Below are 13,913 nucleotides of genomic sequence, written 5' to 3' on the forward strand. Positions count from 1 at the left end.
ACGAACAGGTGGCGATAGGTTAGCGGGGCGACCAGGGTGTGCCTGAGCCTGGCCTGGCCGCACTGGACTGCTGGCGGCCTGCTAAGTGCTGAGCGACCTGGCCTTCTACCGACCGGCCCTGGCGGTGAGCACCTGGGCGCTGCGCCTGGGGTTGGCGAATGCTGCCGAACTCTACCTGGCCGGGCTCTCCTGCTGGGGCTGCGCAACAGCCTGTCACGCGCCTGCGGCCAGCTCAGCTAGAGCAGGATGTCGCCCGGTCCCTGGATGGCCTGCTCCACCGCCTGGCCTGTGGCGCGCTCTTCGTTGGAAAAGCCGTCATGGTCGCGCAGCGGGCCGAAGTCGATGCCGGTCAGTTGTTCGATGCGCACGACGCTGCACTGGTAGGTACGCAGGCGGCCAAAGGCGATGGACAGCTCGTCCAGCTCCCGGCGCTGGTCGATGAGGTAGGCACTGGCAGAGGGTTTGCCGTCGTCACCGAGAAAGGCCACCACCTTCCAGAAGGCCTCGGGAATCCGGGCGTCGCGATAGACACGGTCGTCCGGGCGCAGCACCGGGCCGCTGAAGACGGTGATGCGTGCCTGCCAGCGCTGGGTGTTGTCGAGCAGATAGTCTTCCAGTTCCAGCCAGGTCCGCTGGTTGAAGGCGGCCATCTGCGGCGCGCAATTGGTGAAGTGAAAGGTGTCACGGTTGGCCTGGGCGGCAGCGGGGCCCCAGTTGGGATCCTGGCGCCGCACCAGGTGGCCCCGGTCGAGCAGGTTGTCGGCATAGAGCGCCTCACCGAGCTGGGCCTCCAGCGGCACTCGACCGTCATAGGCCCAGGCGTCGCGGCTACGCGGCACGTCCCGGTGCTGGCCGCCATCGATATTGACCCCGACCCAAAGCGCCATCCGTCGGCTGCGCGAGAGCGTGACCGAGAAGTGGGTGTAGTCCAGGCGATCGCCCGAGGCGGGCAGGGGATGGACGTCGGTGGCCAGGGCGGCGCTCGGGCCTGGCCAGGGGACCTGGAAGTCACCCAGGAAAGCGGCCTGGTAGCCCTGCCGATCCGCCAGGCTGGCGGCGGGCGTGATGCGGGGTTCGGCGCGCAGGCCGGCGGGTTGCGCTGGCAGCAGGGGACGCAGATCGGCGAGGCGCGGACGATAGGCGAGATCGACGGCAAAGGGCTGGCTGGGCATGGTGGACCACGAACGCAAGGGGCGGACCGCCAGCGCAGCACAGGGAGGTTACCGGGCGATGACGACGGTCAGCGAAGTGGTATGCACTGGCGCTAGCTGGCAAACTCGTTCGCGACCTAACGATTCCCAACCGAGATCCGTGAGTGAACCGCCCATGAAGCTATCGCTGTTTTCCCCCTTTGCCCGTCAGCGCGTCTGGCTGCTCGGCGTGCCCGGACTGCTCCTTACCGGCGCGGCCCTGGCCAGTCAGCAGTCCGATGCCAAGGGCTTCGTAGAAGACGGTGACCTGACCCTGCTGCTGCGCAACTACTACTACCTGCGCCAGAACGAGGGCGACGGCCATGGCGCCGAGGCACGCAACAGCCGGGATCCGCGCAGCTGGACCCAGGCCTTTCTGCTCAACTACACCTCGGGCTTCACCCAGGGCACCGTGGGGGTCGGGGTGGATGCCTATGGCTACCTGGGCCTCAAGCTCGACGGCGGCGATGGCCACGCCAATACCCCGAACATGCCGGTGGACGGCGACGGCAGCCAGCGCAGCGAATTCAGCAAGGGCGGAGCGGCCGTCAAGCTGCGCGTTTCCAACACCGTGCTCAAGTACGGCGACCAGCAACCCACGGCGCCGGTACTGGCGGCGGGCGGTAACTGACTGTTTCCCCAGACTGCCCGTGGCTGGAGCCTGGTGAGTCAGGAGGTCGATCACCTGATGCTGGAAGGCGGTCACTTCACCGCCGCCACGGCGCCGCGCACCACCGGCGCGGACGGCGGCATCTTCGCCGGCTACGCCGGCGTGGAAGCGGCCTCGGCCAGCTATGCCGGGGGCGTCTACAAGTTCAGCGATCATCTCAGTGCCTCGCTCTACGCCGGGCACTTCGAAGACGTCTGGGACCAGTACTACGGCAACCTCAACTATGTGCTGCCGCTGGCCGCCGAGCAGAGTCTGACCTTCGACGCCAACCTCTACCGCACCCTGGACGCCGGCAGCGCCAAGGCCGGCAGCATCGCCAACACCGCCGGCTCGCTGGCCGCCGCCTTCCAGACCGGCGTCCACACCTTCACCCTGATCCACCAGCGCATCCATGGCGACCAGCCCTTCGACTACGCGGTCTTTGGCGCGCCGGTGCCGGGTGCCTTCGGTGATTCCATCCTGCTCGGCAACTCGATGCAGTTCTCCGACTTCAACGGTCCGGGCGAGCGCAGCTGGCAGGCCCGCTATGACCTGGACATGGAAAGCTACGGCGTGCCGGGGCTGAGCCTGATGGTGCGCCATACCCGTGGCAGCGGCATCGACGGCAGCAAGGTAGCGGCGGATTCGGCCTATGCCGGGCTCTATGGCGACGGCGACAAGGAACACGAGACCGATCTGGAGGCCAAGTACGTCCTGCAGAACGGCCCGGCCAAGGACTTGAGCTTCCGCCTGCGTCAGGCCTGGCATTCCGGCAGCCAAAGCACCGGCGGCACCGTGGCCGAGACGCGGCTGATCACCGAGTATCCGCTGAATATTCTTTGATACCGCCGAGTGGTGGGCAAATCGCCGTAGGTTGGCGCTGAGCACAGCGAAGCCCAACGGTGCCGAGGTCAGCGCGGCTTGTTGGGCTTCGGCGATGGAGCTGCCTCAGCCCAACCTACGGTTCCAGACAAACCACCATAGGTTGGCGCTAAGCGCAGCGAAGCCCAACGGTGCCGAGGTCAGCGCGGCTTGTTGGGCTTCGGCGATGGAGCTGCCTCAGCCCAACCTTGTATCTCTCCCGGGTAATGGGATTAGCTACCTCATTACCCGGAGCCGGCTAAGCACTTGCCCAACCTGAGCACTCGATGCTGTGTCGTAGAGTGTGTCTGCCGGCTCCCTTTCTCCACATCCTGAATGGTATCCAAGCCCCTCCGCTGGAGTGAGGCTGTATGCACAAGGCAAGGAGCGAGAAATGGCGATCATTGGTATCGACATCAGCAAGCATAAATTCGATTGTTTGTGGCTGCGTGACGTCCGCAGCCTGAAGGTCAAAACCAAGGTCTTCGCCAACCGGTCCACAGGATTCGCCGAACTGATCGACTGGTGTTGCGCCCAAACGGGTGAGACGGTGGAGCAGTTGCAGGTCTTCCTCGAAGCGACTGGGGTCTATCACGAGCCGCTGGCTCTGTATCTCCATGATCGTGGCGTCCAAGTCTTCGTCCTTAATCCTGCGCGGGTGCGCGAATACGCCCGCAGCCTGGGCATACAGGGCAAGACCGACAAGCAGGACAGCCTGGTGCTGGCGCGCTATGGCGCGACCCAGCCCGTACGTCCCTGGACGCCGGAGCGACGTGAGGTCCGCGAGCTCAAGGCATTGATTGCTCGCCATGAGGCGCTGCAAGACGATCTGCAACGTGAACTCAACCGTCGTGAAAAAGCGGAGGTCAGCGGGAGTCCGGGCGTCCTGGCCTCCATCGACAACCTGGTACAGGCTCTGCGACAGGAGGCAGAGCGGATTCGCCAGGATATCGACGACCACATCGATCGGCACGACGATCTCAAACGCGATCGTGCCTTACTGCAAAGCATCGATGGAATCGGCGAGGTGCTATCACGCCATCTATTGGCCCTGCTGCACAGTCGCGACTTTGGCGACGCTCGACAATGCACTGCCTTTGTCGGCTTGGTGCCCCGCCCTTGGCAATCGGGCAAGACGGTGGAGGGACGCACGGTATTGAGCAAGGCCGGTTCCCCACTTATCAGAGCCAAGCTGTACATGGGCGCCATAGTCGCCAAAGAGCGCAACCCCGACGTGAAAGCGCTGTATGAACGACTACTGGCACGCGGCAAAGCCCGAATGAGCGCCTTGGGCGCTGCCATGCGCAAACTGCTGCAGATCGCCTATGGCGTGCTCAAGACGCAGCGACCTTATCAACCACGACAGGCCCTTTAGAGGACCTGTTGTGATTGATGGGAGAGATGGTATCTACGGCATCAGACAAACCACCGTAGGTTGGCGCTGAGCACAGCGAAGCCCAACGTTGGCGAGGTCGAGCTCGGCTTGTTGGGCTTCGGCGATGGAGCTGCCTCAACCCAAGCTACGGCATCAGGCAAACCGCCGTAGGTTGGCGCTGAGCGCAGCGAAGCCCAACGGTGCCGAGGTCGCGCCCGGCTTGTTGGGCTTCGGCGATGGAGCTGCCTCAGCCCAACCTACGTACCATTCTCGTAGGTTGGCGCTGAGCGCAGCGAAGCCCAACAGCCACTCAACCCTTCGCCCGCGATTCTTCCAGCAGCCGCTCGATCTCCCCATGCAACCGCTCGGTCGCCCCCGCGCGGTCGATCCACCATTCGGTGGACCAGACGCGCAGCAGCGTCCAGCCGAGACCCTGGAGGATGGCGCTGCGGGTCTTGTCGCGGTCGCGGGCGGTGGCGGCGCTGTGGTAAGTGGCGCCGTCGCATTCGATGCCCACCAGGTAATCGCCCGGCCGATCGGGATGGACGATGCCCAGGTCGATGCGGAAACGCGACACGCCGATCTGCGGCACCACCCGCCAGCCCTTGGCTTCCAGCGCCTGGGCCACGGCTTCCTCGAAGGGCGAGTCGTGCCCACCCAGCGAACCCTTGACCGCGGCGGCCAGAGCCTGGGGGCCGCGCTGGGCGAATTCCAGGAACAGCTTGAGATCGCGCACGGCGCGGGCATTGGTGCGATTGAGGTCGATCAGCCCCGGATCGAAGGAGGAGAACACCAGCATCTCCCGTCGCGCGCGGGTCACGGCCACGTTGAGGCGCCGCCAGCCACCGTCCTTGTTCAGCGGACCGAAATTCATCGACATCGTATTGGCGCCCGGCTCGGTGGGACCGAAGCCGATGCCGAGCATGATCAGGTCGCGCTCGTCGCCCTGGACCGTTTCCAGGTTCTTGACCACCACCGGCTCGGCCAGGTCCTCGGCGAAGTGCGCCTCGATCTCTGGGTGCTGCTGGCGCGCGCGGTCGAGCAGGTCGGTGACCAGCCGCTGCTGTTCGCTGTTGAGGGTGATGATGCCCAGGCTCAGCCCGGCGAAGGCGGGATCCAGCAGGCGCTTGACCGCCTCGGCGACCATGGCCTGGGCCTCGATGGCATTGTGGCGGCCCTTGCCCTTGGCGTAGACGCCGTCGACCCGCCGCCATTCCACCGCGCTCGGACGGATCTCCGGGGCGGGAAAGGTGATGAGCTTGCCGTCGTAGTAGTGATGGTTGGAAAAGGCGATCAGGCTCTCGTGGCGACTGCGGTAGTGCCAGTTGAGGCTGTGGCTGTAGATGCCGGCGCCCAGGCATTCGTCGAGGATGCTTTCCAGGTCCTCGGCGGTGTCGTCCTCGCCGGCGGCGCGGTCGAAGAAGCGGGTCGGCGGCATCTGCCGGGGGTCGCCGGCGATCACCACCTGCACGCCCCGGGCGATGGCGCCCACCGCGTCCCAGGGCGCGATCTGCGAGGCTTCGTCGAAGATCACCAGGTCGAACAGGCCGCCGTCCGGGGGCAGGTACTGGGCGATGGACAGCGGACTCATCAGCATGCAGGGCGCCAGTCGCGCCAGGGCGTCGCCCATTTCCAGGGCCAACTGGCGCAGCGGCCGGTGTCGGCGCTGCTTCTGCAACTCGTGCTTGAGCACGGCGAAGCCGCCACCCTGGCGCGCCGCATCGTTCTTCGGCGGCAGGCCATGGCAGAGCAGGGCGCGGATATGGCGCACGGCGAGGGTCTGCAGACGGTCGTCCAGCCGGCGATAAGCCTGGATGTCGCTCTCGTGCTCGGCCGGGACGAAGTCGCGCAGCAGCGGCTCGGCGTCCAGGGCGGTGGCGGCGAACCAGCGGGCATAGGCGGTCTCGAACAGGGTCGGGAGATCGTCGGCCGCGGCGGTCGTGGCGCGGGCGATCAGGGGTGCCAGGCCGAGGGCGTCGGCTTCTTCGTGGACGCGTTGCCAGTCACACCAGGCCTTGAGCCGACCGGGCTGCCGCAGCAGCGCGGCGGCGGTGCGTACCAGCTCGGCGGCGGCGGTATCACCGGCCAGTCCCGCCTGCGCGGCGAATGCCTGGCGAGCGGCTTCGGCTGCATCCAGGGCCTCGGCGAAGGCACTGCTGGCCGGGGCCAGGGTGGTGTCCACCGGCTGATCCTCGGGATGCTGCAACCGCCGCGCTGCCGCCTGGCGTAGGGCCAGCAGCTGCTCGGGCGTTTCCGCCAGGGTTGGCAGCGCCGTGCTCAGCCTTTCCGCCAAGGCGCGTCGGGCGAGCAGGGCGTCGAGGTCGCTGGTGACGCCCTGCCAGCCGGCGATACCGCCAAGGGTGGGCGCCAGATCGTCCAGCTCGGTGAGCAGGGTGCGCTGGCGGCGCAGGCGCGGCAGGTCGGCGGCGACATCGGGTTGGCCCTGGGTTTCGCCCTGGCGGGCGAGGTCCTGGGTGACCTGTCGCTGGGCGCGGCTGGCGAAGATCCAGAAGCGGCGGCCGGCGGCATCCCAGGCGGTTTCCAGCTGGGTCAGGGCGACGCGGCGACAGGCTTCGGCGGCATAGGGCACCGACAGCTCGCGCTCCAGCGCCTGGTAGTCCCGCAGCAATTCCAGGGCGCGTCCCAGGTGACGCTGGCGCTCGGCGGCGCCGGGCCCGAAGGCGAAGGCCAGATCCTGGCCAGCGGCGTTCTGCAGCAACTCAGCGAATTCCAGCAGGCGACGGGGCGCCACCTGGTCGGCCAGTGGCAGACCGAGGACATCGCGCAGGCGTTGCCGCGCCTGCTGCAAGGCTTGTTGGGTGTCGCGCAGCCGTTCGGCAGCGGTGACCAGGGCGTCCTGCCAGGCGTTGGACCAGGGATGCGCCGGCAAGAGGGCGAAATCCGCCGCCAGGCTGCGCCCGGTTTCGGCGTGCAGGGCCAGGCGGCGCACGGCGCTGCGCAACTCGGCCAGGGCCTCGGCGTCGTGGGCATCGGCCTGGGACCATGCCAGGCGTGGGGTATCGGGAGCTGCGTCACGCAAGACGCGGCCAATGCTCTGCTGCAGGGTCAGGCCATTGGGCCAGCGGCGGTGCAGGCGCTCCACCACGGCGTTGAGACGATCCCGCAGGCGCTCCACCTCGGCGGCCTCGACCAGCCATTCCTCTTCGTCGAGGCCGTCGCGGGTGTCCCAGGCGCGCTCCAGCTGCTTGAGCACCTCGGCCTTGGAGGCCTTGCTCGAATGCAGTTCCAGGCAGAATTCACCAAGCCCCTGGGCCTCAAGACGGCGATACACCACGTCCAGGGCCGCGCGCTTCTCGGCGACGAACAAGACCCGCCGGCCGAGCGCCAGGTTGTGGGCGATCATGTTGGCGATGGTCTGGGACTTGCCGGTGCCGGGCGGGCCGTCGAGGACGAAATCCTGGCCACCGGCTGAGGCCAGCACCGCCGCCAGTTGCGAGGAATCCGCCGGCAGCGGGGTGAAGAGTTCGGCCGGGGTCACCTGGCGATCCAGCTCGCGCTCGCGAGGAAAGCTGCCGCCGCTGAGGTAGGCGCCGGATTCCGTGGTGCGCTCCAGCAGGTGCCGTACCAGCGGGCTTTCCATCAGCTGGTCGCTGCGCTCGGTGAGGTCCTTCCACATCAGGTACTTGGCAAAGGAAAACTGGCCGAGCAGCAGCTCGCTACTGACCTCGAAGCCGGGCAGGTCGCGTACCGCACGGCGGACCTTGGTCCAGATCCCGTCCACGTCGATGCCGTTGCCATCCCCGGGCAGGGGGCCGTCGAGCCCGGGGATGTCCAGGTCGAAATCGTGGCGCAGCAGTTCCAGCAGGGTGAGGTTGAAGCGCGGCTCGTCCTCGAACAGGTGCAGGGTGATGCCGCTGGCGGCGCTCTGCCGTTCCAGGCGCACCGGCAGCAGGATCAGCGGCGCACGGTAGTGCTTGGGATCGTCGGCGGCCTTTTTCCAGCGCAGGAAGCCCAGCGCCAGGTAGAGGGTATTGGCGCCGCCCTCGTCGAGGTCGCTGCGGGCGCGCCGATAGAGTTCCACCAGCGCCGCGTCCAGCTTGGTCGCATCCAGGGGGGCGACCACCTCGCCACGGGCCAGGGCGCCGCGGGCGTATTCGTCTTCGAGATTCTCGTGTTCGCGAGCCTCGTGCAGCACCGCGTCGCGCCCGCTCACCGCCAGATCCGGCAACGGCACCAGGCGCAGCGCCCGGCCCTCGGCCAGGCGATCTTCCAGCGCCGCCGGCTCGGGGCAGAGCAGGGGCACGCTGCGGGCGTTTTCCGGCACGTGCAGCAGGCGATTGCGGGTGGTGAGGTCGAGCAGCTTGCGCTGCCAGAGCGCCAGGCGACCGACCGGGGTGGTGGGCGCGGCCTCGACGTCCACGTCGAAGGCTGGCAGCGGCGGGGCCTCTTCCAGGGCTTCGCCCGGCAGCAGCAAACCGTCCAGGGGAGTGGCGAGCTGTCCGGGCACCGCCAGTGGGCGGATGCGTTGCAGGCGGGCGCGGCGGATGTCCAGGGCCAGCACGAAACTGTCGTCGTCCAGCTGCCGCTCGGCCAGTTGCACTGCCTGGCTGAAGGACGGCGGCGGGGAGGCGGTGGCCTGGGTGGTCTCGAACACCAGCAGGTCCTTGAGCGCCACCCGCTTGCGTACCGGCTCGGCGTCGTCGGTGAGCAGCTGAGCGAATTCCTGGGGCTGCAGCCAGACGCCGGCGAAGGCATGGCCGCGGGTAATGACCAGCAGCGGATTGAGGCCTGCCTGGTCCAGCGCCGCGCAGGCGAGCAGCGCGAGATCCAGGCAGGTGGCCAGGCCACCGTCGAGGATGGCGCCGGGCGTGCGGATCTTCTGGCCCTGGCGCTCGAAGCTGGCCGGCGGCACCGCGTAGGTCAGCTGCAGGCCGCACAGGGCCGACCAGAGCGCCGAACCGAGCTCCCAGACCCGGCGGCGCGACTCCCCCTCGTAACCATCCAGCGCCGTGGACTTGCCGGCGCGGCGCAGCACCTCGGCGGCTGCCCCCAGCAGGCGATCCACCGCCGGGTCGTTGGGCATGACGAAGGCCGCCGCCAGTTCCGGCATGCTGTCCACACCGCCCCACTGGTTGCGGGCCAGCAGCTCGACCGGATACCGCCGCGTCTGCAGGATCTCGTCACCCTGGCGCACCGTGAAAGTCAGCTGGGCGACCAGGCTTTCCTGGAGGCTGCCGAGCAGGGCGGCGTCGAATTCGAGGTCGCGATCATCGAGATAGAGAGTGCCCTGGGGATCGAGGCGCTCCAGGTGCCAGGTGCGCGGCACCACGAAAGCCGGCTCGGCGGTCACCGTGAGGCTGAGGTCGGCCAGGGGTTCGGGGCCGCTGTGGGTGAGGCGCAATTCACGCAGCACGGGCACCGCGTTCTGGTGCGCCGCGAAGCCGATCTTGCCGGCCAGCACCAGTTCGACATCCACGCTCATCGCCTACCACCCTTGCTTATTGCCTAAGGTAGATGAATGTACAGTAGTGGGCGGGTCGATGCAGCCCATAGCCCGCTTGGGCAAGCGGAAAAAGTCCTTTGGTGACGGGCGGTTGCGTGGTTTGAGCGGCAGGTCGCGGTTCAGGCGGCCGGGGTCGGGAAGACCAGGCTGAAATGGATGCCCCGCGCATCCTGCTCGACCTCGGCACGCCCACCATGCAGACGCATGATCGCGGCGACGATGGCCAGGCCCAGACCGTTGGAATCATGGGGCTGATGACGCGAGGGATCGGCGCGATAGAAGCGATCGAATAGCCGTCGCAGGTGTTCCGGCGCCAGGGCGGGACCGGCATTGCTGACGCGGATGCGCCCGCCGTCCGCCTGCAGCTGGATCTCGCCATCCGGGTCGGCATAGCGGATGGCATTGGCCACTAGGTTGCTCAAGGCGCGACGGAGCAGGAGCGGATCGGCGATCACCTCACCGCCGCCTGCTACGACCAGGCGCAGGCCGCGCTCGTCGGCCGGCCCTTCGAAATAGTCGGCGATGCGTGCCAGCTCTTCGTCTAGTCGCAACGGTTGCGGGGTCAGCACCGCCTGGGCGTCGTCGGCGCGGGCAAGGAAGAGGATGCTTTCCACCAGGCGCGAGATGCGCTCCAGCTCTTCCAGGTTGGAGGCCAGCAGCGTCTGGTATTCCTCGCTGCTGCGTACCTGGCGCAGAGCGACCTCGGTATGGCCCATGAGGGCATTGATCGGGGTGCGGATCTCGTGGGCGAGGTCAGCGGAAAACTGCACCAGCCGACCATAGCCGTCGGCCAGCCGCGCCAGCATGGCGTTGTAGTTTTCCACCAGCGGTTGCAGCTCGCGCGGAGCATCGGCCAATTCCAGGGGGGCAGCCAACCGGGTTGGAGTGATGCCACCGGCATGGCGGGCGATGCGCCGCAAGGGGGCCAGGCCCCGGCGCAGCAGCAGATAGCCAAGCCCGGCGGTAGCCAGGAAGGCCAGGGTCACGGCGCCGAGCAGCCCCAGACGGAAATCGGCCAGGGTGGTGTCTTCGTTGCGCAGCACATGGGCGGCGGTCAGTTCCACCGGGCCTTCGGGGGTGTTCACCGCGACCCGCGCCGCGCGCCAGCGGGTGCCGTCGGCCAGGGTGCCTTCCCGTATATCGGCCGGCGTCGGTCGCCGCGTCTGGGGTACCACGGCAAGATCCGGGAGGGCGATATTCAGCGGATTGGAGGCGATCACCGGCTTGGCACCCGGCGCGCCGATGAGAAAGACATCCTGCTCGTTGCCCAGCATGTTGGCGAACAGCTGCGGACTGCGGCCCAGGGTCTCCAGCGACAGGTCGGCGCTGAGCAGGCTGCGAAAATGCGCCAGGCGACCGAGCAGAGCGTAGTCGGCGCGCTCCAGCACCGTCCGTTCCAGGCTGTGGTAGAGAAACAGGCCGGCACCGCCCACGGCGAGCAGCGCCACCAGGGCGAATCCCAGGGTGGCGCGCAGGATCAGCGAGGGTGAGCGCGCACTCAAGGCCGAACCTCGCAGACGTAGCCGATACCACGCACGGTATGGATCAGCTTGACCGGGTAGGGGTTATCGACCTTGGCGCGCAGCCGCTTGATGGCCACGTCCACCACGTTGGTGTCGCTGTCGAAATTCATGTCCCAGACCTCGGCGGCGATCAGGGTGCGCGACAGCACCTCGCCTTCGCGGCGCAGCAGCAGGTGCAGCAGGGCGAATTCCTTGTTGGTCAGCACGATGAGGTCGTCGCCGCGGGTTACCCGTCGCCGCAGAAGATCCAGCTGCAGATCGGCCAGGTGGAAATGCTCGGGCTCGCGCACCACGCCACGGCGCAACAGGGTGCGGATGCGCAGCAGCAATTCGACGAAGGAGAAGGGTTTGACCAGGTAGTCGTCGGCGCCCAGCTCCAGGCCGCGGATGCGATCCTGCAGGCCGTCGCGGGCGGTGAGAAAGAGCACCGGCACGTCGAGCTTCTTGCGCAAGACCTCCATGATCTGCCAACCGTCGATGCCGGGCAGCATCACGTCGAGGATGACCAGATCATAACGGCCGTCCAGGGCCAGGTGCAGGCCATCGGCGCCGTGCTGGGTCCAATCGACCGCGTAGCCGGATTCGCCGAGGCCCTTCTTCAGGTACTCGCCGGTCTTCTGGTCGTCTTCGATGAGGAGAATGTGCATGGCGTAATGGTAGGGCCTCCGGTCGCTTCGCTGGGTGACATTTTTGTCATTCGCCGGTCATCTTGCTGACCCCCCACGCGTCGCACTGTGGCGGGGCGATTCCCTATCCCAGGAGGCTTCATGCGTACCCAGACCCTGCTCCGCGGTTCCCTTGCCCTGCTGCTCGCCAGCAGCGCCCTGCTGGCCCAGGCCGCGCCCATGCCCACCGTCAAGCCCATGCGTGGCACCGTGGACAGCGTCCAGGGCGACACCCTGGCCTTCACCACCCGCAATGGTGCCCACCAGACGTTGATGCTGGACGACAAGACCAGCTACCGCGCCGTATCCAAGGCCAACCTGGATCGCATCGAAGCCAACAGCTTCATCGGCTCCGCCGCCACCCCTCAGCCCGATGGCACCCTCAAGGCGCTGGAGGTGACCGTGTTCGAGGCCAGCCTGCGCGGCTCCGGTGAAGGCCACTACGGCTGGGAAAACGCTGACGGCAGCACCGGCACCATGACCAACGGTACCGTGGGCGAACTCAAGAAGGCCAATGGCCGTACCCTGACCGTGCAGTACAAAGGCGGCGAGAAGCAGCTGGTAGTACCGGAAGACGTGCCCATTGCCTATGTCGAGAAGGGCGACCGCAGCCTGCTCAAGCCCGGCGCCAAGGTGGTGCTGTTCCCCGCCGAAGACGGCAAGCACGCCAAGGGCGTGGCCGTAGGTAAGGACGGTTTCACCCCGCCCATGTAAGACCCCCCGCGGTCGCCTGATTGGGATGGCGACCGCCTCCATCTCGCGGTGAAGAGGGACAGATCATGACCACCTCGCGACGGCGTCTGGTGCACCGCTGGCCGGTGCGCCTCACCCATTGGCTCAACGCCCTGGCAATGCCCTGCATGTTCATGAGCGGCTGGGCAATCTACAACGCCTCGCCGCTGTTCCCCTTCACCTTTCCCGCCTGGGCGACCCTTGGCGGTTGGCTGGGCGGCGCCATCGCCTGGCACCTGGCGGTCTTCTGGCTACTGCTGGCGAACGGCCTGATCTATCTGCTCTATGGCCTGTTCAGCGGCCACTTCCGGCGGGATTTCCTGCCGCTGTCACCGCGCGCCATCGGCCGTGATTTCGCCGCGGCCGTGCGCCTGCGTCTGGGTCATCACCTCGGCACCTATAACGCCGTGCAGCGCCTGCTCTACTGGGGCGTACTGGCCCTCGGCGTGCTGGTGGTGCTCTCCGGCCTGGCGATCTGGAAACCAGTGCAATTGCAGGGGCTGGCGGCCCTGCTCGGCGGCTTCGACACCGCTCGCTACGTGCATTTCTTCGCCATGGCCGGCATCGGCGCCTTCGTCGTCGTGCACCTGGCCCTGGTCATCCTGGTCCCCCGCACCCTGCCGCCGATGATCACCGGTCGGGCGCACGAGGAGGTTAACGATGAGTCGGCGTGAACGCCTGCGCCTGGAACCGGCGCAACAGCGGCAGGTGGAGAATCTGCAGCGACGCCTGCTGCTCAAGCAGGGCCTGACGGTGGGCGCCCTGGCCATGCTCAGCGGCTGCAACCTGCAGGACGGCGACAGCGTCGACAAGGTGCTCTGGTCCATGTCGCGCTTCAACGACCGGGTGCAGGCCTGGCTGTTCGGCCGTGAGCGCCTGGCGCCGACCTATGCCGCCAGCCAGATCACCAATCCCTTTCCCTTCAACGCCTTCTACCCCGAATACAACGTTCCGGAAGTGGACCTCAGCGATTACCGCCTGGAGGTCTCCGGCCTGGTCGCCAACAAGCAGGCCTGGACCCTGGAAGACCTGCGCCGCCTGCCGCAGCGCGCCGACATCACCCGCTTCATCTGCATCGAAGGCTGGAGCGCCATCGGCCAGTGGGGTGGGGTGCCCCTGCGTACCTTCCTCGAACGCATCGGCGCTGACACCACGGCCAAGTACGTCGGCTTCAAGTGCGCCGACCGCTACTACTCCAGCATCGACATGGCCTCGGCGCTGCATCCTCAGACCCTGCTGGCGCTGGACTTCGGCCAGGTGGCCTTGCCGCCGGACTACGGCTATCCGCTGCGCCTGCGGGTGCCCACCAAGCTCGGCTTCAAGAATCCCAAGCACATCCAGGCTCTGTTCGTGACCAACGACTATCCCGGCGGGTACTGGGAGGACCAGGGCTACAACTGGTTCAGCGGGATCTAGGCGCAACGTCTGCTGCGCGTCGGCCGAACTGCGTTGAA

At 67.3% G+C, this 13,913-nt stretch carries 8 protein-coding genes and 1 pseudogene; 5 read left to right on the forward strand and 4 right to left on the reverse strand.

Annotated elements, in window-relative coordinates; genetic code table 11:
• Positions 1-236 precede the first annotated feature (236 nt).
• Positions 237-1,172 (reverse strand): DNA/RNA non-specific endonuclease, encoded by a 936-nt coding sequence (locus BMZ43_RS14305; RefSeq protein WP_093254527.1) that lies wholly within the window; start codon positions 1,170-1,172, stop codon positions 237-239.
• A gap of 154 nt (positions 1,173-1,326) precedes the next feature.
• Between BMZ43_RS14305 and BMZ43_RS14310 the strand changes: the two are divergent.
• Together BMZ43_RS14310 and BMZ43_RS14315 are read left to right on the forward strand one after the other, a co-directional pair.
• Positions 1,327-2,682 (forward strand): annotated as a pseudogene (locus BMZ43_RS14310) (OprD family porin).
• A gap of 412 nt (positions 2,683-3,094) precedes the next feature.
• Positions 3,095-4,075 carry an IS110 family RNA-guided transposase gene (locus BMZ43_RS14315; protein WP_017638643.1) on the forward strand — a complete coding sequence of 327 codons (981 nt, stop codon included), beginning with the start codon at positions 3,095-3,097 and terminating at the stop codon, positions 4,073-4,075.
• 310 nt (positions 4,076-4,385) lie between these two features.
• Here BMZ43_RS14315 and BMZ43_RS14320 read toward each other — a convergent pair whose 3' ends face one another.
• The 3 genes from BMZ43_RS14320 to BMZ43_RS14330 form a co-directional block, all read right to left on the reverse strand.
• Positions 4,386-9,518 (reverse strand): DUF4011 domain-containing protein, encoded by a 5,133-nt coding sequence (locus tag BMZ43_RS14320; RefSeq protein WP_093254529.1) that lies wholly within the window; start codon positions 9,516-9,518, stop codon positions 4,386-4,388.
• Positions 9,519-9,658: 140 nt separating this feature from the next.
• Positions 9,659-11,041, reverse strand: coding sequence for a heavy metal sensor histidine kinase (locus BMZ43_RS14325; RefSeq protein WP_093254531.1), 1,383 nt, complete (start codon positions 11,039-11,041; stop codon positions 9,659-9,661).
• Positions 11,038-11,709: a heavy metal response regulator transcription factor gene (locus tag BMZ43_RS14330; RefSeq protein WP_093254533.1), complete on the reverse strand. Its 672-nt coding sequence runs from the start codon at positions 11,707-11,709 to the stop codon at positions 11,038-11,040. Before BMZ43_RS14330 ends, BMZ43_RS14325 begins: the two co-directional genes overlap by 4 nt.
• 120 nt (positions 11,710-11,829) lie before the next feature.
• Here BMZ43_RS14330 and BMZ43_RS14335 point away from each other — a divergent pair, with 120 nt between their 5' ends.
• From BMZ43_RS14335 to BMZ43_RS14345, 3 genes are all read left to right on the forward strand, one after another.
• Positions 11,830-12,441 (forward strand): hypothetical protein, encoded by a 612-nt coding sequence (locus tag BMZ43_RS14335; protein ID WP_017640014.1) that lies wholly within the window; start codon positions 11,830-11,832, stop codon positions 12,439-12,441.
• A gap of 65 nt (positions 12,442-12,506) precedes the next feature.
• Complete coding sequence (locus tag BMZ43_RS14340) at positions 12,507-13,133, forward strand: cytochrome b/b6 domain-containing protein (protein ID WP_017640013.1); 627 nt, start codon at positions 12,507-12,509, stop codon at positions 13,131-13,133.
• Complete coding sequence (locus BMZ43_RS14345) at positions 13,120-13,875, forward strand: molybdopterin-dependent oxidoreductase (protein WP_093254536.1); 756 nt, start codon at positions 13,120-13,122, stop codon at positions 13,873-13,875. The genes BMZ43_RS14340 and BMZ43_RS14345 overlap by 14 nt, the downstream gene beginning before the upstream one ends.
• Positions 13,876-13,913: the final 38 nt, after the last annotated feature.

The sequence above is a fragment of the Pseudomonas sp. Snoq117.2 genome, assembly GCF_900110545.1.
Lineage (GTDB): Bacteria > Pseudomonadota > Gammaproteobacteria > Pseudomonadales > Pseudomonadaceae > Chryseomonas > Chryseomonas benzopyrenica.